19 protein-coding genes are annotated in these 22,079 nt (G+C 49.1%); 14 read left to right on the top strand and 5 right to left on the bottom strand.

Features of this window, described 5'->3' with window-relative positions; all coding sequences use genetic code 11:
* Window positions 1–8: 8 nt before the first annotated feature.
* The 7 genes from AC2YIT_RS16490 to AC2YIT_RS16460 all read left to right on the top strand — a co-directional run bounded on the left by AC2YIT_RS16490 (window position 9) and on the right by AC2YIT_RS16460 (window position 7,475).
* Complete coding sequence (locus tag AC2YIT_RS16490) at window positions 9–1,895, top strand: glycoside hydrolase family 97 protein (protein WP_487279866.1); 1,887 nt, start codon at window positions 9–11, stop codon at window positions 1,893–1,895.
* Window positions 1,892–4,204: a glycosyl hydrolase family 95 catalytic domain-containing protein gene (locus AC2YIT_RS16485; RefSeq protein WP_487279865.1), complete on the top strand. Its 2,313-nt coding sequence runs from the start codon at window positions 1,892–1,894 to the stop codon at window positions 4,202–4,204. The genes AC2YIT_RS16490 and AC2YIT_RS16485 overlap by 4 nt, the downstream gene beginning before the upstream one ends.
* Before the next feature lie 42 nt (window positions 4,205–4,246).
* Window positions 4,247–4,954: a ThuA domain-containing protein gene (locus AC2YIT_RS16480; RefSeq protein WP_487279864.1), complete on the top strand. Its 708-nt coding sequence runs from the start codon at window positions 4,247–4,249 to the stop codon at window positions 4,952–4,954.
* A 70-nt stretch (window positions 4,955–5,024) separates the two neighbouring features.
* Complete coding sequence (locus tag AC2YIT_RS16475) at window positions 5,025–5,489, top strand: hypothetical protein (RefSeq protein ID WP_487279863.1); 465 nt, start codon at window positions 5,025–5,027, stop codon at window positions 5,487–5,489.
* 16 nt (window positions 5,490–5,505) lie between these two features.
* Entirely contained in the window at window positions 5,506–5,844 is a 339-nt protein-coding gene (locus AC2YIT_RS16470; protein ID WP_487279862.1) for a DUF3817 domain-containing protein, read from the top strand.
* Window positions 5,837–6,835 carry a hypothetical protein gene (locus AC2YIT_RS16465; RefSeq protein ID WP_487279861.1) on the top strand — a complete coding sequence of 333 codons (999 nt, stop codon included), beginning with the start codon at window positions 5,837–5,839 and terminating at the stop codon, window positions 6,833–6,835. Before AC2YIT_RS16470 ends, AC2YIT_RS16465 begins: the two co-directional genes overlap by 8 nt.
* A gap of 49 nt (window positions 6,836–6,884) precedes the next feature.
* Window positions 6,885–7,475 (top strand): TetR family transcriptional regulator, encoded by a 591-nt coding sequence (locus AC2YIT_RS16460; RefSeq protein ID WP_487279860.1) that lies wholly within the window; start codon window positions 6,885–6,887, stop codon window positions 7,473–7,475.
* Window positions 7,476–7,503: 28 nt separating this feature from the next.
* Here the strand turns inward: AC2YIT_RS16460 and AC2YIT_RS16455 are convergent, their stop codons facing one another.
* The 3 genes from AC2YIT_RS16455 to AC2YIT_RS16445 form a co-directional block, all read right to left on the bottom strand.
* Window positions 7,504–8,823: a hypothetical protein gene (locus AC2YIT_RS16455; RefSeq protein WP_430848725.1), complete on the bottom strand. Its 1,320-nt coding sequence runs from the start codon at window positions 8,821–8,823 to the stop codon at window positions 7,504–7,506.
* Entirely contained in the window at window positions 8,810–9,367 is a 558-nt protein-coding gene (locus tag AC2YIT_RS16450; RefSeq protein ID WP_430848723.1) for an RNA polymerase sigma factor, read from the bottom strand. The genes AC2YIT_RS16455 and AC2YIT_RS16450 overlap by 14 nt, the downstream gene beginning before the upstream one ends.
* A gap of 91 nt (window positions 9,368–9,458) precedes the next feature.
* Window positions 9,459–10,409, bottom strand: coding sequence for a hypothetical protein (locus AC2YIT_RS16445; protein WP_487279859.1), 951 nt, complete (start codon window positions 10,407–10,409; stop codon window positions 9,459–9,461).
* Window positions 10,410–10,607: 198 nt separating this feature from the next.
* On the opposite strand from AC2YIT_RS16445, the gene AC2YIT_RS16440 reads away from it, so the two are divergent.
* On the top strand, window positions 10,608–11,636 hold the full coding sequence (locus AC2YIT_RS16440) for a hypothetical protein (RefSeq protein WP_487279858.1): 1,029 nt from the start codon (window positions 10,608–10,610) through the stop codon (window positions 11,634–11,636).
* 102 nt (window positions 11,637–11,738) lie between these two features.
* Window positions 11,739–12,278: a hypothetical protein gene (locus tag AC2YIT_RS16435; RefSeq protein ID WP_487279857.1), complete on the top strand. Its 540-nt coding sequence runs from the start codon at window positions 11,739–11,741 to the stop codon at window positions 12,276–12,278.
* A gap of 22 nt (window positions 12,279–12,300) precedes the next feature.
* Here the strand turns inward: AC2YIT_RS16435 and AC2YIT_RS16430 are convergent, their stop codons facing one another.
* Window positions 12,301–15,519 carry a two-component regulator propeller domain-containing protein gene (locus AC2YIT_RS16430; protein ID WP_487279856.1) on the bottom strand — a complete coding sequence of 1,073 codons (3,219 nt, stop codon included), beginning with the start codon at window positions 15,517–15,519 and terminating at the stop codon, window positions 12,301–12,303.
* A gap of 274 nt (window positions 15,520–15,793) precedes the next feature.
* Between AC2YIT_RS16430 and AC2YIT_RS16425 the strand changes: the two genes are divergently transcribed.
* Window positions 15,794–16,429 (top strand): response regulator transcription factor, encoded by a 636-nt coding sequence (locus AC2YIT_RS16425; protein WP_430848713.1) that lies wholly within the window; start codon window positions 15,794–15,796, stop codon window positions 16,427–16,429.
* Window positions 16,430–16,703: 274 nt separating this feature from the next.
* Window positions 16,704–17,330 (top strand): response regulator, encoded by a 627-nt coding sequence (locus tag AC2YIT_RS16420; RefSeq protein WP_487279855.1) that lies wholly within the window; start codon window positions 16,704–16,706, stop codon window positions 17,328–17,330.
* Between the two features lie 23 nt (window positions 17,331–17,353).
* Here the strand turns inward: AC2YIT_RS16420 and AC2YIT_RS16415 are convergent, their stop codons facing one another.
* The gene (locus AC2YIT_RS16415) at window positions 17,354–17,995 is read right to left on the bottom strand and encodes a response regulator (RefSeq protein WP_487279854.1); all 642 of its coding nucleotides are present in this window, start codon (window positions 17,993–17,995) and stop codon (window positions 17,354–17,356) included.
* Window positions 17,996–18,147: 152 nt separating this feature from the next.
* On the opposite strand from AC2YIT_RS16415, the gene AC2YIT_RS16410 reads away from it, so the two are divergent.
* From AC2YIT_RS16410 to AC2YIT_RS16400, 3 genes are all read left to right on the top strand, one after another.
* Entirely contained in the window at window positions 18,148–18,849 is a 702-nt protein-coding gene (locus tag AC2YIT_RS16410; protein ID WP_430848707.1) for a response regulator, read from the top strand.
* Between the two features lie 427 nt (window positions 18,850–19,276).
* Entirely contained in the window at window positions 19,277–20,794 is a 1,518-nt protein-coding gene (locus AC2YIT_RS16405; RefSeq protein WP_430848705.1) for a tail fiber domain-containing protein, read from the top strand.
* Between the two features lie 7 nt (window positions 20,795–20,801).
* Entirely contained in the window at window positions 20,802–22,073 is a 1,272-nt protein-coding gene (locus AC2YIT_RS16400) for a T9SS type A sorting domain-containing protein (protein WP_430848703.1), read from the top strand.
* Window positions 22,074–22,079 lie beyond the last annotated feature (6 nt).

The following is a 22,079-nucleotide window of genomic DNA, read 5'->3' as shown; positions in this document are numbered from 1 at the left end:
AACATAAAATGATGTTTGGTATCAAAAGATTGGTGGTGCTGGTACTTCTGGCGTCCACCCGGCTATTGTCTGCGCAAGACCTGACGATCAAGAGCCCCGATAACAGGATTTCGTTCCATCTTTTCACGAAAAATGATTCCCTGTTCTACCGCATTTCCTATGAAAACAAGGATGTGATCGAAGCTTCGCCCATGTGTATGTCGCTGGACGGGAAGAGCATTACCCACAAAGTCAGTATAGGGAAAGCGGAGAACTATCAGGTGAAGGAAGAATATCCCTGGAATGGCGCCCATTCCGTAGCCAGGAACCATTGCAACGGCTCGAAGATCGGCATTAGCCGGGGCGGAATACGGTACACCGTCGATGTGAGGGTATTTAACGATGGCGCGGCATTTCAACTGACCATTCCCGGCAAGTCCGACGCGAAACGCATTGCCGACGAATCCACCGTTTTCAGGCTGCCCGCGGGGACCACGGCCTGGTACCACGACCTGTACATGCATTATGAAGGCGAATATGCACGAAAAAGCATGGATACCGTGAAAGCGGGACAATGGGCTGCGCCTTCGGTGACATTCCGGCTGCCCGACAGCCAGCTCTACTTGTCGGTGACGGAGGCGGACCTTAAAAATTATGGTGGAATGGCTTTGCAGACCGATGGCGACAAAGGAATGGTATTGAGGCTACCCCAGCATCAACCGACTTCCTATCCCTACAAATTGCGTTACAGCGCAGAGGATGTGCTCCGGCTGTCGCAACCTGCTGCCATCGACGGAACGGTAACCACTCCCTGGCGCGTGATTGTAGTTGCAAATGGGTTGAATGCGTTGGTCAACAGTGATATCGTGCACAACCTGTGCCCGCCGCCGGATAAGAAGCTTTTCCCGCAGGGCATTAAAACCGACTGGATACAGCCCGGTTCCGCAGTTTGGAAATACCTTGATAACGTGGGTGAAGGTACCCTGGAAACGATGAAGGAATACTCCCGACAGGCAGCCGAGCTGGGTTTCAGGCATAATATTCTCGAAGGTTTCTGGAAAAAATGGCCGGATAGCGACTTGAAATCGCTCGTGGATTATTCCCGCGAAAAAGGGGTTCACATCTGGTTGTGGGCGCATTCGAAGGAGCTTCGGGATGCGAAAACGCGGCAGGCGTTTTTCAGGCATTGCCGTGATCTGGGCGTTAGCGGTTTAAAGCTCGATTTTTTCGATCACGAGGCGAAAGAGGAGATTGATTTGTACCAATCGATCCTGCGGGAAACCGCGGAGTTGAAGCTCATGGTGGATTTCCACGGTGCCAACAAGCCCACAGGTCAGGAACGCACCTGGCCCAATGAGCTGACCCGCGAAGCAGTGAAGGGAATGGAGGCAAGTAAGCTGAAAGACCGGGCCGGGCATAATGTGACGTTGCCGTTTACCCGTTTCGTGACCGGCCACGCGGAGTACACACCCGTACATTTCGGCGAGCGCCGGAAAAACACGACCTGGGCGCATCAGATTGCAAGTGCCGCCATCTTTTCGGCTCCGCTGCTTACCTATTCAGCAAGCCCTGAGCATTTGCTGGAAAATCCGGCGGTGGACATGATCAAAAGTATTCCGTCCGTTTGGGACGAGACTATCGTACTGCCGGGGTCTGCGATCGGCGAGGCGGCCGTATTTGCGCGCCGGAGCGGGAAGCGCTGGTTTCTGGCTGTCATGAACGGTGCTACCCCTAAGAACATTGATATTCCGCTGAGCTTCCTGGGGGAGGGTACTTTCACTGCTTCGGAAGTAAGGGATTCAGATGAGAACCCTGCGAGTGTAACGCTTGAAAAGGGGAGCTATGACAAAAATGGTAGCATTCACCTGAACCTGGGAGAAGGTGGTGGTTTCATTGCAAAATTTATACGCCCATGAGCGCGATTTTTAGGATCATAACCATTGCAATATTCGGCCTGTTTATGGTGATGCTGCTAAGCTTACAGCAACCGGTCAATGCTCAGGATATCTATGCCGGACGTTACAAAGCCGTTTTCACTAGTCCGCCTCGTAAAGTACCGACTTCCAAAACGCCGGACGGGCCATTGGCGGGAAACGGGGATATCGGGCTTACATTGGGAGGCGACCCGGATAAGCTGCGCTTCTACCTCGGAAAGAATGATTTCTGGCGTGCTTATCCGGTTTACCCAGGCGGTGGCATTGCCTTGCCCGGATGGTTGGAAATCAATATTCCCGCACTTGCAGGGGCCGACTATTATGCCGAGCAAATACAGGACAAAGCAGAAATCGCCGCCCGGTTTTCAAAGAATACCCTTTCGGTGTCGGTGAAAACCTGGGTGTCCGCAACGACCAACACGGTTGTGATAGAGCTGGAAGCTAACAAAGCTTGCGCGATGTATTTTGCATTGAGAGCGACGGAGGGAAACACATCCGTCAATGCGCAAGGGACCGAGGCAGGCGTGCATTGGGTTACGCGCTCTTTTGAAAATACCCCATTGCTTGCATGGCCGTCGCACGTGGCGATGGGCGTAAGCGTATTAGGCACTAAACCGGAAAACGATGGCGCCATTACCCTGACGCCCGGCAGCAAGGTGACTTTGGTAGTAACCATGTATTCCAACCACGATTCGAAAGAGTGGAAACAAAAGACGATAGCGGAGGCGAAAGCCATGACGCTGGCGAAAATTAACGGGTTACAGAAGGCCCACCAGGCATGGTGGGCAAAGTATTGGAGCCGGTCGTCCGTGCAGATAGGCGACCCGTTTCTGGAAAAATACTATTATGCCTCCCAATACCTCTTCGGGGCGACTTCGCGGGCGGGCAAATTTGCACCAGGCATTTGGGGACCATTTATTACGAAGGATTCTGCCGCATGGGGTGGCGACTACCACCTGAATTACAACTATCAGGCCCCTTTTTGGGCCGCCTATTCTTCAAACCATATCGATGAAACCGATAATTTCGACAAGCCCCTGCTCGATTACATGGAAAACGGGAAGCGGCACGCGAGAGAGCTTCTTGGTATCAGGGGGATCTATTACCCGGTTGGGATCGGTCCGATGGGGCTGGTCACTACCCGCTGGCCACTGACGGCCGACGAGATGGAGACAAGGTACGCTTCCCGCGAAAATACAATTGACGGAGGATACAAATTCCTGGGACAGAAAATCAATGCAGTGTTCAGCGTGGGCAATATGCTCATGCGTTTTTACAGCACATATAACGCTGCGTATGCGCGCAGGGTGTATCCATACATTCGCGAATGCGCGAATTTTTGGGAAGATTATCTGAAATTCGAGAACGGGCGGTACGTGATTTATATGGACCACTATAATGAGGTGATGCCCAACCTTAAAAATAAAGGTCAATGGCGCCAGCTCCTGGGCGATTTCAACTCGACATTATCGGTGGGATTGGTCAAAATGCTGTTCAAAGGGATGATAGATGTGAGCGGATTTCTAAATGTCGACCAGGAAAGACGGAAGAAGTGGGAGCATATTGTCAAGCATATGAGCCAGTTCACAGTAGGCGAGGTAGACGGGAAGTTGAGCCTCAAAAATGTCGAAACCAGCCCTTCACCGATTCATAGCAAGGTTGAGGGGCTCGCCAGGGTGTCGATCCACGGACTGGTGCTACCGGGAGGTGTATGCGGGCCTGTGACCGATTCTGCATTCAACCAGATATTGTTGAGGGACGTCGGTCGCTGGAAAGACAAAATGAAAGCACCGGGGGAATGGGCAAATACCTTAGGCAATGGTGTCGAGACCTGTTTTCCGGCAGCTATCAGAGTAGGATATGACTCTGACGAGGTGATGAAGCAACTCACAGACCGTATCAAACGCCAGTCCCTGCCTAATCTCTGGATTACTGCGGAAGGCGGCGGCATTGAGACGCTATCGGCAGTTCCATTGACGATCAATGAAATGATGATGCAGAGCTATGAAGGCGTCATCCGGGTATTCCCCAATTGGAACAGAACAAAAAATGCCAACTTTGATCAGCTCCGTGCCTATGGTGCCTTTCTGGTCAGCTGCGCTTTGCAGGAGGGAAAAATTGGGTCTGTCAAGCTGCTGAGTGAAGCGGGAAGGCCTTGTGTTATGGAAAACCCCTGGCCGGGTCGCCCGGTACAATTGCTTCGGAATGGAAAGAAAGCGGAGCAGCTAAGCGGCAAGATGTTTTCTTTCGCAACTTCGCAGGGGGAACGGTTGGAGCTCATTAGCCTTTAAGCATCATTCTCAATTAATTGATTTGCTATGAAATCATTGTCGATGACCCTTTTACTATGCATTGTTCAGCTGGCGGCCTTCTCCCAGAATAAGTACCACCTGCTGGTGATCACCGGCGGGCACGGTTTCGAGAAAGTACCGTTTTACAATATGATGGATTCATTGGGTAATTTCACCTATGACCAGTTGGAGCAGCCCAAAGCGAATGAACTGATCGCTTCCTCTGAGGTGGGCCGATACGACGCGCTGGTTTTTTACGACATGAACGATTCGATTACGCCTGCTCAAAGGCAAGCCTATCTGCACTTGCTGCAAAAAGGCAAAGCGATGGTCTTTCTGCATCATTCATTGGTTTCCTATCAGAATTGGGACGATTTCCAGCGAATAATCGGCGGTAAGTATTATGAAAAGGCTACGATGGTGAATGGAAGTCCGGTGAAATCGAGCTATCAGCATGACGTGATCATTCCGGTAAAAGTCGAGAATCCGGCCCATCCGGTCACGAAAGGGCTCGCCGACTTTGAGATCTATGACGAGGTTTACGGGAGTTTCCTCACCCTGCCAACCATCCGGCCACTGCTGAGTACGACACATCCCGGCAGTTCAAAATACATTGCGTGGACCAACCCGTTCGGCCGCAGCGAGGTGCTCTTCATTCAGCTGGGCCACGGGCCGGAGGCTTTTGGTAACTCCAACTACCGGAAATTGTTGCGCCAGGGCATTGAATGGTCGATTAAGCGGCACCGGTAAAAATATCTTAAACCAAAAACATACTAAGTAGTATGTTTTTGGTTTAGCTTTGCATGGAAACTCTGAAACCATGCATCAAACACTTCTCATTTTACACTCCATCAACCGATGGCTTGTTCTGGCAAGCCTTCTTTACGCGATCGGGATCGCCTTGTCCGGCCGCCGGTCGGGCAGGGCATTTTCCGTTGCCGACAATATAGTCAGGCACGTTACAGCCACGATTGCGCACGTCCAGTTGCTGCTGGGACTCTCGCTTTACATGATTAGCCCTGTCGTAAAGTTCGATGTCGCCGAAACCGTGGGTACCGGACTTGTCAGCGAGCACACCTTCTTCCGGCTGATTCACATTGTCCTCATGGCCATTGCAGTGGTCGTGATCACCGTCGGGTCGGCCAGAGCGAAGCGCGTCCATTCGGACAGGGAAAAATTCAGGACCATGCTCGTTTGGTTTGGGATTGCTTTGCTGATCATCCTGGCCGCCATTCCCTGGCCGTTCTCACCGCTGGTTAACAGGCCCTATTTCAGAACATTTTAATTATCACGCATTTCTTATGCTTCAACTATTCAAAACGCCCATTGGGCGCCTGAGAATACTCGGTTTTTTCGAAGGTATTTCGTTGATTTTACTGGTTTTTATTGCTGTTCCCCTAAAATATTGGGGTGGCGAGCCTTTGCTCGTAAAAGTGATCGGGCCTATTCATGGTTTGCTTTTTACGTTGTTCGTCTTGGCCACATTAAGCGCCGCAGTGACTTATAGCTGGAAGTTTTCAGAAACTTCCTGGAAGGTCCTGCTCGCTTGTATGATTCCATTCGGGACTTTTTATATCGATAAGTACGTCCTGGCCCGTGAACAATCTGTTTGGGATAATCGTAAAGACCAAGGTGTTTAAAACAGGAGGTAAGCAGGGACTAGGATTGGCGATGCTGCTATGCCTGGTGTTGGCGGTTGTATTAATGCAGGCTTGCAACAATGGCCCGCATGCAATCAGCAACAATGTTTCCTTTAAAGCGAGATTGTCGGAATATGCATTGTTCAAGGGCAAAATGCCGGATCTCGTTCCGGCCGACAGCGTGGTGCCGATCCTGATCGGCTCCTCATTGTTCACCGACTACGCCGAAAAGCAGCGCCTCCTGAAAATTCCCGAAGGCCGGAAGATGGTCATTCAAGGCGACGGACTTCCGTCATTCCCCGACGGCACGCTGCTCGCGAAGACGTTCTATTATTCAAAAGGAGGGAAGGGAAGGAGGCTGATTGTAGAAACCCGCTTGCTACTGTATTCCAGCGGCAAATGGAACGCCGCTACTTACCGATGGAACGAAGCGCAAACCGATGCGGAACTGTTGGTAGAAGGGGCCACGGTACCGGTTTACTTCGAGGACAAGTATGGGAAATACCGGCATCTGGAATACAAGATTCCGACGCAAAATGACTGCGGTACCTGCCACCGTTCAGGTGATGAGCTTGTCCCGCTGGGCCCTCAGATACGAAATTTGAATATCGATGTCAATGTAGGAGGCGAAAATGTCAATCAGTTGGTCTACTTTATGAAGAAAGGGGTGTTGAGCAAGGCAGACGTCGGGGGAATTGCTTCGCTTCCGGATTATAAAGATTCGTCGGGGGCATTGGCGCTACGGGCCAGGGCTTACCTTGAAATGAATTGCGCTCATTGTCACCGCGACGCCGGCTCGGCCGCCGGGACCTCGTTGGACCTGAGTTATAACACGCCGTTTGAGAAAACAGGTATTGGCTATAACAAGGAAAATATGGTGATCCGGATGAGCACGATGGGCGAATACCATATGCCCCAAATCGGCACGACGACGCCCGACGAGGAAGGGGTAAAACTGATCAGGGACTATATTAAAAGCCTTGCGGACTAATTTGACCTGTAAAAATTGTAGGTTTGGGAAAAATGGATTGAGCAAACCAATGAAGAAGGCAGAAGCGACCAGGTTGACTATTCTTGAAAAGGCATTTGAGCTGGTTTACGTAAAGGGGTACCAAACCACGAGTATCGACGACATCATCGCGACTACCAAGGTTACAAAAGGCGCCTTTTATTACCATTTCAAAAACAAAGACGAAATGGGCCTGGCGATCATCAATGAGCTTTTGAGACCGACGCTCGCAGGCAGTTTCATCGGGCCTCTGCAAACCGGGGCCGATCCGCTGACCGCCATTTACGGGCTAATGTACAATCTGCTGATGGAAAACGAATTTCTCAAAGTGGAGTACGGTTGCCCCGCAGCTAATCTCACCCATGAAATGACCTCCTGGAATGCAGATTTCAACAAAGCACTAAACGAGCTGACCCAACAATGGATCGACACGATGATCGATCTGATCGAGCGTGGCAAAGCGAACGGTGCCGTTCGCAAGGACGTAAATGCGCGGCAGATAACCATGTTCGTCCTGTCGGGCTACTGGGGCATTCGCAACTTTGGCAAACTGGAAAAGAGCAAGGAGGTATACTTACCTTATCTGAATGAGTTAAAAAACTATCTGGAAGCGCTGCGCTGAGCTGCCTGCCGCGCCAGTTTTAGTGCCGTTACTTCGTTCTGTTGATCCTTAAACCTACCGATAAACCAACCTGATTAGGCCGTACTTTGATACTGTATTCGGCGGTCGGTACCTTGTTGAAATTGTATTCGAAATAAGGGCCGATGATCAGGTCCGTGGTTTTGTTCACGGTAAAAATCTTTCCTGCTGAAATCGCGCCCGTGACGAAATCCTGTCCGCTGGATTGCAGCTGACGGGAATAGTCGGCACCGATTCTTGCGAAAAAGCGCCCGGTACGCTTGCCTTTGAAATCGAACTGTTTTTTAATGCCTATTCCTGCCAATTCCACTTTGCTGGTTACCGTTTCTGCTTTCCCCAGCCGCTCAAAAACATAGCGATTCGCACCTTGTTCGTCGGCTTTAAATTCATCGATCGCATAAACGTATTCCGCTTTCCAGCTGAGATGGCTGTAATGGAACAGCCATTGAAAGCCCAGCGTCTGGAACCCGGCACTGAGCTTATATCCCAGATTCGCAGCCGATACCGGAAAGGAGACTTTCAGGATACGAGATTCGGCATTGGGCAGCAGGTAAATGCTTTGGAAAGTATTGGTCGCGGATAGATTAAACAGCCAGGCAAACGACTTTTTGTCGGAAGGCTGGTAGCGTGGGAAATCGAGCTTTTCGCGCACCGGCTGAGGCTCTGGCGCTTGCAATGTCGAGTCTCCCGCATTTACCACACGGCTGATTTCCGGCATAGCCAGATCGATAGGGAACGGCGTCAGATGGCCAGCAGTAATAGTGTGCATGTTAGTGGGATTAACGGGACTTCCCAGCATTTGAACAGGCAATGTGTGCCCGCTCTCTTTGAAAAGCAGTGTATGGTTTTGGGCCCGAGGAGCAGGACTCGCGCCAGTGTGAACCTTATTGAGTACCGGCTTAGAATGCTCACGCAGGGTATTTGCCGGTTTTTCCGGATCTGTTGTTTTTAAAGGTCTCCGGATGGTCGTTTTGGCTGCATTTGCCTGGGTAGCATTTTCATGATGCGATGGTTGGTCGGCGCTGACCACGATGCTGCCATGAAGAGGCACTACTGTGGCATTTTCTTTGAGTCCCCTGTCCGTGACCCGGGAGTGGGTAATTGATCGAAAGGAAGCATAGCGTTCGCTTATTTCCTTCACTCCGAACCCGAGCAGCAATAAAAGAACCGCAGCGGTAGAAAGGAGTAAAGGTCTTACTCTGGCCGGTTTGTCCAGGGTGTTATATATTTTCTGGTCAATGGATGCACGAGGCTTTCTTTCAAAATTCTCAAACGAATCGTGAAGGGCCTTTCGAATGGCATCGTTTAATTCGTCATCAAAAGATTTCATGCTGCTTGATCCCTTTTTGTTCCAGTTTTTTAATTAAAAGATTCCGGCCCTTCAATAATTGAGAGCGGGATGTGACTTCTTTAATGCCCAGCATTTCAGCTATTTCCGCATGTTTGTACCCGTCAATGAAATGCATGTTGATCACAATCCGGTAGCCGTCGGGCAGTTCGTTGATGGCTTCGAGAAGCAGGCTGATGTCCAGTTTGCTGAACAAGAGCGTATAGTCGTTGTTTTCCCAATCCAGTTTTACATCCTCGTGGGATGTGCTCAGCATTTCCTTGCGCGTCACCTGGTTGTAGTAGTCGATCGCATGGCGGACCATGATCGTCTTGACCCAATTATCGATCGCCTGGGGATTTTGGATGTCGTTGATCTTTGCGAAAATCCGTAATATTCCCTCCTGAAAAATATCTTCCGCCTCGGCCACGGTTTTTGCATAGCGCAGGCAAACGCCCAGCAATTTGCTTTTATAGCGGTCATAGAAAACAGCCTGTGCCCGCGAGTCCTGCCTTTGGCAAGCCTTCACGAGCTCCGCTAGTTCCATTTTGGTTTTTGTTTGAAATAAGGCCATTCGCAAGTATGATCGAAACAGAGGCTGTTAATTGCTGACTGTTCGAAGGTCCTGCATGAACAAGCTATCTAAAAACATAGGATGAGTATTGGTCATAAATGATTTCCCCTGTGGCGGCGTTGACAAAAACTTCTCTCAGTTCGTTAATGAATGTGCGTGTGCCTTCCACCCCGGATTTTTTCTGGAATACATACCGGATACTTTTCAGGCTGTCGAACTGCGCTTCGAAAGCGACAGCGGTGGGCGTCGTGAAGTCCTCATATCCCTCGCTCACTTTCGCAAGCAGTTCCGCATTGCCTACCTCATTATTAGGCTTGTTGACGACATTCGAGCCATTGGAATTGCGGGCTATCCACAACAATTCGCCTGCCTCATTGAAGATAACCGGATACAATTGCGCCACGGGATAGATGTAATAGGCTTTTTTGCCTTCGGAATCGGTGATCAGATTGATAGTGGCGTTGGTCAGCGATATGGCCTTTTGCTGGCAGAACGATTGAATATTCTCTGGTAAATCCACGACTTCCAGTGCAATGGACTCGGAAGGAGCTTTCGAAGTCAGTTTAATAATGTGCCAGTCGTTGAGGATATAGTAATCCAGCAGGAACGGCTTGCCATTGAAAACGTATTTCATTCTCGCCCCGTTATCGGTGGCCTTGTCGGCCAGTTGAACGCCGGAAATTGCTCCTCCTCTTACTTTCAGCTTGTCGGTCAGGTCTTTGTATAATGTGATATCGGAAGACTCCCGGTAAACCTGGGCAACGATCGCCGTAGGGCTCACCTGCGTTTCAAAATTGGAAGCATTGCTGACAAATTTTGCTTTCCATAATTTGTCTTTCAATAAAGTTTTGAACACAAACTTCTCGGCATTCGGGTAGTCGTTTTTTATAGCCGTAATGGTGGCCTCGGGAACGGTTTCAGTATCGGGTTCCTGCACATCGACAACCTTATTGCAGCCGATCAGAATCGATAAGCAGAGGATTGTGACAAAAAGTGCAATCTTTTCGAAGTTCATTAATATATAATAGAGCGTATTACCGACATGTTTGCCTAACAGACAGGGGAGTCGCTGGAAAATGTTGCCTGAGCCGAGGAATTTTTTTGAAATGTTTTTGAGGACTAAAATCGGAAATGATTTATTTCCATATCGGGCAACGTTTGAAACTCGAAAACAGGTCTATGATTTGAGTCCGCAAAACTACGCCGAAAAACAATGAGATTCTTTTTACTTTTCGCAATAGTACTGTTAGCCATTCATGGATGTAAATCCCCTGAAAATCCAGGAACTGCGCCTCAGCCTTCTTTGGAATTACCGCAGTCAGTTCAGGATTTGATTTATGAATCATACCCGTCGGCAACCAATTTGAAAGGCCTCTCAGAGGTGGAAAAAGGGCGGGTGTATGAGCTGTCTTTTGAAAATAACAATACCGGCTATAATGCAATCGTCGGTACATCCGATATTCTCAGATTGGCTGCTACGGTCGGAGAAGCGGTACCGGATTCACTGGTTGCTTCGATCCAGCGCCTGACAATCCGGGGAGGTAAATTGAGCAATTACAGAAAGCTTACATATCTCAATGAACAGAATTTGTATGCTGCTGATTATGAATTGAATGGGTTGAAATATTTAGTGCGGTTCGTTAATGGGGGCGCAACACTTACAAGTTATGAAAGAGGATTTGTTACAAACGAAATTCAGGATTTGCCCGATGTGATCCAGCAATATATTGCTGCACGAAACAAGCCGAACCCGGCATTTGTGAATTCGCTCACCAACCTTAATGAGGCGAGCCGCCAGTACATTATCAATAATAATGAATTGGCTTTTTCCCAGTGTACGGTCAATGTAATGCCCGACGGAACCAAGCAGTATATGGTTTCTGTCAAATTCCTTGGTGCGACTAGCCTTCCCATTCTTTTTAAGGAAGATGGGCAGGTGTTATGGGTCGGCGCCTTTAACAGGATACGTCAGTTTAATCAGGATTTCAATGGTGGGCCGGGTTTTGGAGCATCAAACCTCACTAACAAGGAAATCACCTATTTCCGCGATTTGTTCGCTGCGTCTTCGCAGTTTATGGGTTTTAACCTCGACAACTTTGTAAACTTCAACAGTAGTTTTCGCAATGAATATGAAGACAACCGGGGTTATACATTCGATCTCAGCAACGGCAAGAATGAGCGCTGGTATTTGTGCTTTAACGGCGACAAGAAATTAGTATATTCTACATATTCTTATTATTGATTATTAGGGAGTTAGTTTTGGTATAGGTAATTGAATAATTCAAAATTAAAACCGGGATAATTATCAGTCACTCTCAACCGTTAAGAGGCAAAGCCTTTATACGTGTTATCAAGATATTTCGTAATCCTCTTCTTCTTTTCTCAATATGCCGCCGCGCAGCCGTACTATACGCGCACGCGCGGGGCTTTTGGAGTTGACGCATACGGTATTGCGCCCAAGGCAGCGGTTACTGCCGAAGCAGCTTTCGGTTATCTCAAAAAATCATTCTGGAATGTTCAGGCGGGTATTGGGGTCATTACCAGCGTAAATTTTCGGAGCCCTACTGTCTTAGCGGCTCTGACGCATTGTTTCGTATTAAATCCTTATAAACGGAGATCGTGCATTCCTCAGCCGGGCAACTATCTGGTCGAAAGCTATTTTGAAGCCGGAATAGGTGGTTTCCTCGTCGACCGCTACGACAACGGCATTTACTACGATACAAAGAAGCAGCGATTATTGACGCCCTCCGGTGTGGCCGGTTTTCGCTTTCACATTGTATCCCGAAAATGGATTTACATGCTCAGATTACGCTACACCCCGCCACTGCTGCCTAATGCGCTCGCTTCGCACGCGGGCGTGGGGATGAGTGTGGGCTGGCGTTGAGGCCGGAGCAACTGCTTTCAGATCACCATTCGCCGGGTTTGCCGAACTTTATCAAAAATGCTGCCCCGGGACCTGCATCCGCACGGACCTCTGCATTCAGCAGTTCGGCCAGCTCCCTGACGATCAGCAGACCGATGCCGTTAACACCCTGTTCACCATCTGATGATTCCGGATATGCCGTGCTGCCATCGTTGAACCAGTCCCGCACGGCGTCCGGAAGATTGGCGCCGGTGTCTGATACCGACAATGTGGTTATGCCGTCGTCCTGGCGGGCACTTACAGTAATAGCTCCCTGATATGTGAATTTGTTGGCATTGTCGATCAGGTTGTGCAGGATCACTTTCAGCAACTGCTGGTTCGACCTGACGATCAACGAATCCGGGATGTCGTTGACAAATGTATTTTGCCGGATTATAAACGCGTCTTTGAAAATGGCAGCGACGTTATCCACCAGTTTGCGAATAGCTACGGCCTCGAATGCCACGGAACCGCCCGAAACCTGGGATTTAACATACGAAAGCATATTTTCCAGCAACAGCAGGATTTTTTCAGAAGACTCACTCACACTGGCGCCTATGCTTTCCGCCAAATCGTATTCACCCTTTTGAATCAAGACGGGGATTTGTGATGACGTATATTGCACGAACCGGAGCGGACTGCGAATGTCATGGCTGATAGAGCCTATCAGATGCATTTGAAGTCGTATTTGTTTGACTAGCTCCTGTTCCGAAATTTTGAGAACGTTTAGCGTGTCCTGTAAGTTTTGTGTTTTTTCGGATACGCGGGATTCGAGCACCTTGTTAAGTCTATCCGCCTTTTTTAGCCGGCTTTTGAAATACATCCCCAGGGTCGCCGTTGCGAGAATTACCATCAGCACTTTAAACGGCCAGGTCTCGTACCATTGATAGGGAACGATGACGGTCAGGGAAGTTAATCGCTCCGAATTGCTTCCAAAGCCGCCAGTTTTACGGATTCTCAGCGTGTAGGTGCCCGATTCCAGGTTGTTGAGGTGAATGGATTGCTGCTCGTTTTCAATCGGAAACCAGATCTGAGGGGTTTCCGCCCTCCGGTCGCTCGTTACCGCGTAGTAAAGCTGCTGATTTTCCCGGTTGCCGAGGTAAGGTGAGGAAATGAATACCTTCAAATCGGTGGCCGTTGCCGGCAGTTTTACCTGGGTACCTTCCATGGGCACGTTTTGAGAGTTGCTTTCAATGCGGTCGATGAAGATTTTTGAATCCGGCACATCGACCGGTGTTTGCTCCGGTTCGAAAAATACCAGCCCGTCGAGGGAAGGCAGTGATACATAACCGTTGCCTAGACGGACCGCGCACGGTTGGCAACCGCCGTTGAATTCGTCGATCCGAAAACCGTCCCGCTTGATGTAACGGTGGTAGTAAAGCCGGGTGCTGTCGCGGTGAGTGGTAAAATCCAGCAAGTCTTTGCGAAGAATGCGGAACAGGCCATTGTTCGTGGGCATCCAGAAATAGCCGTTCTTATCCAAAACCAGGCAATGTCCCGAGACCATAAAGTGGTTCTTATCCACAGGGAACGTTGTGAGTTTGCCATTTTGATAAAGGCAAAGGCCATGGTCGCGGGTAGTGAACCAGAGCTCTCCCGGATGCGGAATGCAGAGGCTCTTAACGAAAACGTTCCCGGTGTGTGGTATGAGTGAAAAAGTTTTCCGACCCAAGTTAACGCGGAACAATCCCGTGTCTGCGCCGACCCAGAGCGTTTCCGCGCCTTCTTGCAGCATGTAGGTAATGCGTGGGATTTTGGGTGTGAACAGGCGCACAGGCATCCCCTTTTCTGTGGGATCAATGTAACGCAAACCAACGAACCGGGTGCCCAGCCAGATTCTTCCGGTTTTGTCTTCATATATATGGGATATTTCGCCGCCAGCATTCCATTGTCTTTTCAATTTGCCGCCTTTTGCGTCGAAGCGGTAAAGCATATCATTGCTTACGCACCAAATGTCACCATTCCTGCTGGTGAGCGTAGTACGCTTATTCATCGTAAGCCCCGCCGGTCGGGACAGTTGGAAGGCGATCGTGTTGCCGGCAGTACTTTTGCCCAGTACATTAAAGGACGGTGTAATTACGGTGCTATCCCAGAAAGCCGTTTGCGCATAATAGACATTTGCTTCCCGTTCATTACTGCTGACTGTCAGTGTTTCGAATGGATGAAAATCAAAGATAAACAGCCCGTTGCTGAGCGTTCCGAGGAAGAGCCTTCGATGTCTTTCGTCAAAGAATACAGAAGCTACATTATTCCTCTGAAAGTCGAAGTCGTCGAGCAAAAGTCTTGTTTGAATGTTTCCCGGACGCTTCTCCGAAAGCATGAACAATTTGTTATCCTGGTAAATGAATGCGTTCATCGACAAATCCGGGGCATAAACCAGGTATGGTTTGCCCAGGTCCAGCCTTGGATCGTGAGACAGCGAGGCCGTTAGTTTGATTTTTCCGGCCGAAACGTCCGCTCCGGGGCCGGGTGCCAGCAGTTCGATATTGCCAGCCTGGTCGTCGTTGTACAAACTGGTTCCGATCCTGAAAACACCTCTTGGCCAGCTTATCCGTGTGGGATAGCTTTTCTCTTTTTTCCAATTGGCGTAAAAGTCAATGCCTCCGTTTTTCTGCCATATGAAAAAATGGCCGTTTGATTGCGGGACGAAAAATACATAGTGGGACGGGAACCAGAGCTTTTTGAACGAATCCGTGTGGTCGAGCAGAAACCAGTTCATATTGAGCCTATCGGCATGTCCCTTGGAAAAGAACAAGTCATAAAACCCTTCCCTGGTTTTGAACATCGAACGGATGCGTCTAACCGGCGAGGGTACCTCACTCACGGCCTGGCCATCGGTGATTTTAACGTAGTCGTGCTCATTCGTCAGCGCGTACAGCCGGCCGGCGTCAGGAAGAAAGCCCACGAACATATTACTCTTCAATCCCAGCCCCGTTTTACCGAACGTAAGGAACGCCTGTCCGTCGAATCTGACCAGCCCGTTATAGGTTGTCAGCCAGATAAAGCCGTCGCGATCTTGCGCGATGGTGGCTACCGAATTTTGAGGCAGGCCGTTTTCGCTGGTATAGTGCCGAAGAGCGTATCCCGCAGTTTTTGCCGGAGGCTGCGAAGCGGCTGACAGTGTGAAAAAATGTAGTAAGACACAGATACAGATTCCCGCCAACTTCACGACACAGCCGGCGTGGGCTGCTACCGTCGCATTCTCTTGTATCTGATCCTTCACTGAAAGTACAGTTTTGATTTAGGCGTGTCTGGATTTTCAGACAAAGTAAGTGAAATCGTTCCGTGCCTAATAATAAAAGGATGATCAGCAATCGTAAATACCCGCTCGGAAATGATAGAAATCATTCTATGCCCTATTTACCATAGAGCCATTGTAACAAAAATAGTTTCATCCTACTTTTACTGATGTCACCGGTATAAACTTTTTCTCTTTCGCGTCGCGTCTCTCTGGTGCGCCGTTGTCTGTATTGACCGGCCCATAGGCCTTTACCATCATGAAAATCCTCATCATCGACGACCAAACGCTGCTGCGCACCGGAATGCGGCTATTTTTGAAAACCATTTCCGACGATTACAGGCTTTTTGAGGCGGCGGACCTGACAATAGCCCGAAGCGTTCTCCGGGAAAATCCTGATATCAAACTGGTGATCACCGAGGTGAAAATAGACGGACTGGTTCCGTCTGAGATCATCCAGGTGCTTCGGTCTGTCAGATCGGGTGTTTCTATATTATTTTATTCTGGCCTGTCGGAGCGGATATTTGCCTTGCCGGCGCTTCGGGCCGGTGCCGATGGGTTCATCATGAAGCGTGAAAAGCCCGCCGATCTCGCCAGGGCTATTGCCATTGTAGGTTTCGGCGGCAAGTATCTGAGCGTGGATTTACAGACTTCGCTGGTTTCAATGATGGATTCGAACCATCGGAAAGAAGGCCTGGAATCGCTCGAAATGCTCTCGCAGCGCGAGCGGATGGTAATGAACGAGGTGGTGCAGGGAAAATCGACAAAAGAGATTGCCTTTCTGCTCAACGTAAAATGCAACACCATAAGCACTTACAAAAAGCGCATTTATAAGAAAATGAATGTGACCGATACATTTGAATTGTCGCAAAAAGCAGTCGGTTTTAGAAACTAATAGAAATCTTTCTATGGCCTACTTTTGATCGGCACGAGCTAATACGATGTATTTCTAGTTAGTTTTGGTGCAATAATAATCTGATAGCATACCATAACCGGGAGTAATTTTGATATTGACGTATAGTGACAATCGTTTGATTTTGGTGGTCTGAAAGAAGTTTTTATCATCCTGAAATGCAGGTTTGCAATAAAACAAGACACTATACACACGCTGAAAAACGGCTCTCCGGAGCCGTTCATTTTACCCATTTTAAGCGTTAACCCATCGTACTATGAAAGTGCTCGTTATTGACGGTCATCCTCTGATGAGATCGGCCATTAAACGGGAAATAAAAGACCACAAACCGCAGGCCAGGGTTACGCTGATGGCACAGCTTGAGCAAGCCCAGGGAGCCATTGAAAACCAATTTTTTGACCTGATTATCGTAGAAATCGGTATCCCCGGCGGGGGTATGCACACGATACGGGAAATGCGGGCGATCGCTCGGGGCAGCAAGATCCTCGTGTATTCCTCGATGAGCGAAGCTACCTATGCGCTTCCCTCGGTTTCTTCCGGTGCGCATGGTTTCTTGTCTAAGGATGCTTCTGGCGACGAATTGCGGATTGCAATGGATATGGTGCTGGATTCGAAGACGTATTTTAGCAAAGCGATACAGGAAAGCCTGCTTTCGCAGGTGATTGCCAACGTGGACGCTTCTGACCACAACCCACTACAAATGTTGACATCACGGGAGCGGCTGGTGGTACATTTGCTGTTGGAAGGGAACAAAATAAGGGCTATTGCCGAGATGCTTACCCTCAAAGAAAGTACTGTCAGCACGTTCAAAGCGAATGTTTTCAAAAAGCTGCAAGTGAGCAATCTGGTGGCGTTGTCGGAGAAAATGGAAATGTTGCGGTAACCTGCCCGGCAGGAGGCTGAAAGTCAGCAGGACGTGGAAGCGACGTCGTCGATGATTTTGGAAAGTTCGATCGCGCTCGTGACGCCGCATTTCTGGAAAATCTTCTTCTTGAACGTACTGACGGTACTTAATTTCAGCTCCAACTGGGTAGCGATCTCCTTGGTCCACAAACCTTTGATGAGCAGTCTGCTGATTTCCAACTCCCTGTCCGTCAATCCGATCCATTTCCGTCGTTTTATTTTGTTGTAATTATGTGGCAACTGCGTCACCAGTTGCTGTCGGACCGCGTCGGAGAGGTATTTCTTTCCGTTCGCCACCGCCCATACCGCTTCCCCGTACATCCCAGGATCCGATCGCTTCGACAAATAACCATCCGCCCCAGCCTGTACATATTTCAGTGCATATTTATCCTCAGGTAATCCGCTGAATATCAGTATTTTTATATTTATGCTCGCTCTTTTGATCATATCGATCATCTTCACATCCTGGCCGCCGGGAAGATGAATGTCAAGAATGACCAGATCGACCGGTTTCTCCTGAACGGTGCGTAGACCCTCATTATAATTTTCCGATTCCCAAACCGTTACATTTTGAAATAATTCGCGTAGCACCAGACGCATGCCCATCCTTACAACGGCGTGATCCTCAATAAGTAATGCATTCATTAATGGTAGTATATTTGATTCATAACATGGGCGGATGAGGCCTTATGGATCAAAACTAGGCAGGGAGAGCTGTCCACACAATGGAGATGTTGGTCTTGGGATGTAAACATAGTACTACACTTTTCAATGGAATTTCAGGGAGTTTTTGTTAATTGGGGACATTATTGAGAACCACGATACCATTGCAATCTCTCCCCACCCGAATCTTACTCGTTGAAGACCACGATATTGTCCGAATCGCCACCAGTATGCTTATCCAGGAAATGATCAGCGATGCGGTCGTTGACACTGCGGTTAACTTCAAGGAAGCGGCACGGGCAGTCTCTTCGCAGCGCTACCAACTCGTTATTCTCGACCTGAATATCCCGGGTACCGACCATTTACTGACGATCGAAAAATTGCGTGGACAGCAACCTGGTGCGCCCATACTCGTTTTTTCCGGACAAAAAGAAGAACTATATGGCGTGCATTGCATACGCGCGGGAGCTGCCGGATTTGTTTCCAAGGAATCTAAAGCAACTGAATTACAGGAGGCGATCCGGGTTGTGCTCAGCGGGCAGAAATACCTCAGTCCGGTGGTCCGGGCACAAATGCTGGGCTCCATGCTGCAACAGGGTGTATCCGACCCGGCCGAGCTTTTGTCGGCCAAAGAACTGGTGGTCATGGAGATGTTGCTGGAAGGTAAATGGACGAAAGATATTGCCGGTCAGCTGAATTTAAAAAGCACGACAGTCAGCACTTTCAAGGCCCGCATTTTTAAAAAGCTGGGTGTAACTAATCTGCTGGATCTGGCCAGGCGGGTTGAGATGTATCATCTGTCCAAGGGTGATGTTATTTCAACCCGTAAGAAATAGGATACCTTTCCCGGTTCAATACCGGGATAAAAATATCTCCATTGATACTCTATTTCTGACGAGGAAAAAGAATAGAAGTGTTTCTATGCTTTGTGAAAAATTCCATTTTCAACTAACTGTAAATGAGTTTATTGTACGATTGCTGGGTTCGCTTCGCCTTGTCCGTCCATCGAATCGGATACATTTTTCCCGCTACTTTGTAGATATAGTTTGCATCGCAGGTATGCAACAAACAAGGCCCCTGTTCCTCGGGACGGCGGCCTGATTTAAGCCCCATTCATTTTACGAGAAGATCGTCTATGTCCATTTAAAAGCAGGCGGCAAAGCCCTGTTTTCGAGCGGTAGCGGTGTATCCTTTTATCCAGCATTAATCACCCTTTCAATTCCATACTGTTTTCAATGATTATTAATTAAAACCAATTGAACAATGAAAGTAAAACAACTACTAACACGCACTGCCGGTGCACTTGGAGTTACCACCGGTTTGCTTTTTGTCGGTTCGCCTTTGATGGCACAGGTGAAGATCGGGGATAACCCGAATTCGATTAATCCAAGTTCGATTCTAGAGCTGGAAAGTGCTACTAGGGCGCTTTTGTTGCCTCGGGTCGCACTTCAGGGCCTTGGTACCAAAGCACCGGTCGACAACGCCGTAGCGGGCATGCATGTGTACAATACGGCCACTGTCGCTGGCGATAATGGGATCTCACCGGGCGAGTATTATTACGACGGTAACCGCTGGGTAAGACTGGTAAGTGAAATTTCTCCTGATCGTTATCAATATGAAAATGGCCCGGCACCGGCGACCGGAGGCTGTACAGAAGGAAATATTTGGGTAGATGTTTTGGAGGGAAGTGCCACCGAAGGCCAGCAATGGATTTGCAGAAATGGCGCCTGGGACCCATACAGTGCTCCGGCCAGTACCCCCTTTTACTCTGGACTTACAACGACCAGCGATGCGGGGTCAAACAAGACCGGTTTGATTTCCCGAAGAGGGCAAATTGTAGCCTTGCGCGAAAATAACTTGGGTAAGACGCTCATTTCGCCGGGTGGCATTCTACAACTTTACAGATCGCCGACGCTGGGTGCGAACGCGGGAGGCGCCATTGATTTTACCAATACGTCTACTCAATTGAACCAGTTTAGAATTGGTGTTCGGAATGATGCTGCCGGCGATGAAGGTGCGCTTGCCTTCCAGACTGGCAGTGGTAGTTCTAATGTGATGCGGATGGTTATGAATAAAAACGGCCAGATTGGAATCGGTACGTCTACCCCAGCACGGCCCTTGCACGTTGCCGGCGTAATATTTTCCGGAGCTGAAAATGCAACTGGAAATGGTCTTGTCGCTGGTACTTCGGGAACAAATGGGACAATGCTTGTTTACGCTCCATCCGACAATGATAGGGCTCAAATCATCAATCAGGCTTCTGGCGAAAACGCAAACATGATTTTGGCCAGAAAGGGTTCTGCTAGTGGAGAAAACTTTGTTGAATTCGTGATTGGTAACCAGCCCAATCCGATAGGAAGTATTTCGCGCACAGGTACAGGCGTTTCCTATAATTTAACTTCTGACCGTCGGTTGAAAGAAAACATTAAAAACACGCATTACTCAATCGAAGACCTCATGAAAGTTGGTGTGGTGGACTACAATTACATCAATGACGAGACAAAAACGCAAATAACTGGTTTTATCGCCCAGGATCTCTTCAAGGTATTCCCTGACGCTGTCACAAAAGGTAGTGATGATGTCAGTAAAAAGCCTTGGATGGTTGACTATGGTAAAATCACCCCACTTCTCGTAAAAGCCGTTCAAGATCAGCAAAAGGAAATCGCCGCACTGAAAGTGCAATTGAGCGAAATGAATGCGCTCAAAGCTGAGGTAGCCAGCATCAAAGCGATGTTGGGCAATGCCGAACAGCAGAAATCTGAGGCTATCATTTCAAAATGAGTGAATTATGCGCAAAATCATCCATAAAAAGCTCTTTGGCCTGAGCGCGGCATTGTGCCTGTCGCTCACGCTAATGACCGACCCCGCGGCCGCGCAGTCGAGTAGCCAGGGAAATACGGTCATCTCGGAAGGCACGCAGATGACCGTGTTCGGTACGCATACTTTCCTCACAGGCGGTGCGGGCATTCAACCTGGCATCATTAAAGCCAACCGTGCCCTGTCACCCGGTATTCTGGGCTTCGGGACTACCGCTTCCTATACTGGCCAGGATGATGCAAACCATGTCGACGGTTACGTGTCCAAGGACGGCAACAGTGCATTTGTGTTCCCAATCGGTGACGGCACAAAACTGCGTACAATCGGAATTTCAGCTCCTGCAACGTCTGGCGTATACAAGGCGGCATATTGGTCAGAAAGCGCTGGTGCGGCTACTTTGCCAGCAGGGGCACCGTTTCCGCTGACGAACATGAACTCCGATGTTACCGGTGTAAGTGCTGTGGAATACTGGGACCTGGACGGCGCGGGGCCGGTCAACATCACCCTTACCTGGGACGCCGCCAGCAATCTGAACACACTCGCGAGCTCGAACATGGTGAATCTGATCATTGTGGGGTACAATCCGGCTACCTCTCAATGGGAAAGTCTGGGCAAAGCGGGCGGTACCACCGGTACACTGGCCGGCACGGGTAGTATTACCGCTATCGGCGTCATCCCCGACAACTATTCGGCATTCACGTTCGGAGCAAATATCGCGCTCCCGGTCACACTGGTTGCATTCGAAGCCCGGAAGGAAGGTTCGACGGCCTCACTCGCCTGGTCAACTACCGCTGAAACCAACAGTGACCGCTTTGAGATCGAGCGCAGTGCGAATGGTAAAGTTTGGAACAGGATAGGCGCTGTGGCATCTAACGGAGAAAGCAAAGTGCTGGTGAAATACACCTTTACTGATACTGCTCCCTTAGCCGGTGAAAACCTGTACCGCCTGAAAATGGTGGATAAAGACGCAACATTCGCTTACAGTTCGATCAAAAGCGTGACTTTCGATAACATTAACCAGCTCGCTTATCCGAACCCTGCACGCGACATCGTGTACATTCAGCATGCGGATCATGTGAAAAGCGTTTCGGTGATCGATATGAATGGGAAAACTGTGAAGGAAACCGGCATTACGGCAGGTGGCACGTTCCGGGTCGACGGACTTAGTGCCGGTATGTACCTGGTGAAAGTCGTTAACCAGGATGGAGGCGTGAGGTCGCAGAAGATCATTGTAGCAAAATAATTGCTT

The sequence above is a fragment of the Dyadobacter sp. SRI_021 genome (assembly GCF_057586235.1).
This window is presented reverse-complemented; position numbering and strand designations above follow the sequence as displayed.

What these genes read in the sequence shown, in the direction of transcription:
- AC2YIT_RS16490 (WP_487279866.1), top strand. Translation starts at nt 9, where the DNA reads ATGATGTTTGGTATCAAAAGATTGGTGGTGCTGGTACTTCTGGCGTCC.
- AC2YIT_RS16485 (WP_487279865.1), top strand. Translation starts at nt 1,892, where the DNA reads ATGAGCGCGATTTTTAGGATCATAACCATTGCAATATTCGGCCTGTTT.
- AC2YIT_RS16480 (WP_487279864.1), top strand. Translation starts at nt 4,247, where the DNA reads ATGACCCTTTTACTATGCATTGTTCAGCTGGCGGCCTTCTCCCAGAAT.
- AC2YIT_RS16475 (WP_487279863.1), top strand. Translation starts at nt 5,025, where the DNA reads ATGCATCAAACACTTCTCATTTTACACTCCATCAACCGATGGCTTGTT.
- AC2YIT_RS16470 (WP_487279862.1), top strand. Translation starts at nt 5,506, where the DNA reads ATGCTTCAACTATTCAAAACGCCCATTGGGCGCCTGAGAATACTCGGT.
- AC2YIT_RS16460 (WP_487279860.1), top strand. Translation starts at nt 6,885, where the DNA reads ATGAAGAAGGCAGAAGCGACCAGGTTGACTATTCTTGAAAAGGCATTT.
- AC2YIT_RS16455 (WP_430848725.1), bottom strand. Translation starts at nt 8,823, where the DNA reads ATGAAATCTTTTGATGACGAATTAAACGATGCCATTCGAAAGGCCCTT.
- AC2YIT_RS16450 (WP_430848723.1), bottom strand. Translation starts at nt 9,367, where the DNA reads ATGGAACTAGCGGAGCTCGTGAAGGCTTGCCAAAGGCAGGACTCGCGG.
- AC2YIT_RS16445 (WP_487279859.1), bottom strand. Translation starts at nt 10,409, where the DNA reads ATGAACTTCGAAAAGATTGCACTTTTTGTCACAATCCTCTGCTTATCG.
- AC2YIT_RS16440 (WP_487279858.1), top strand. Translation starts at nt 10,608, where the DNA reads ATGAGATTCTTTTTACTTTTCGCAATAGTACTGTTAGCCATTCATGGA.
- AC2YIT_RS16425 (WP_430848713.1), top strand. Translation starts at nt 15,794, where the DNA reads ATGAAAATCCTCATCATCGACGACCAAACGCTGCTGCGCACCGGAATG.
- AC2YIT_RS16420 (WP_487279855.1), top strand. Translation starts at nt 16,704, where the DNA reads ATGAAAGTGCTCGTTATTGACGGTCATCCTCTGATGAGATCGGCCATT.
- AC2YIT_RS16415 (WP_487279854.1), bottom strand. Translation starts at nt 17,995, where the DNA reads ATGAATGCATTACTTATTGAGGATCACGCCGTTGTAAGGATGGGCATG.
- AC2YIT_RS16405 (WP_430848705.1), top strand. Translation starts at nt 19,277, where the DNA reads ATGAAAGTAAAACAACTACTAACACGCACTGCCGGTGCACTTGGAGTT.
- AC2YIT_RS16400 (WP_430848703.1), top strand. Translation starts at nt 20,802, where the DNA reads ATGCGCAAAATCATCCATAAAAAGCTCTTTGGCCTGAGCGCGGCATTG.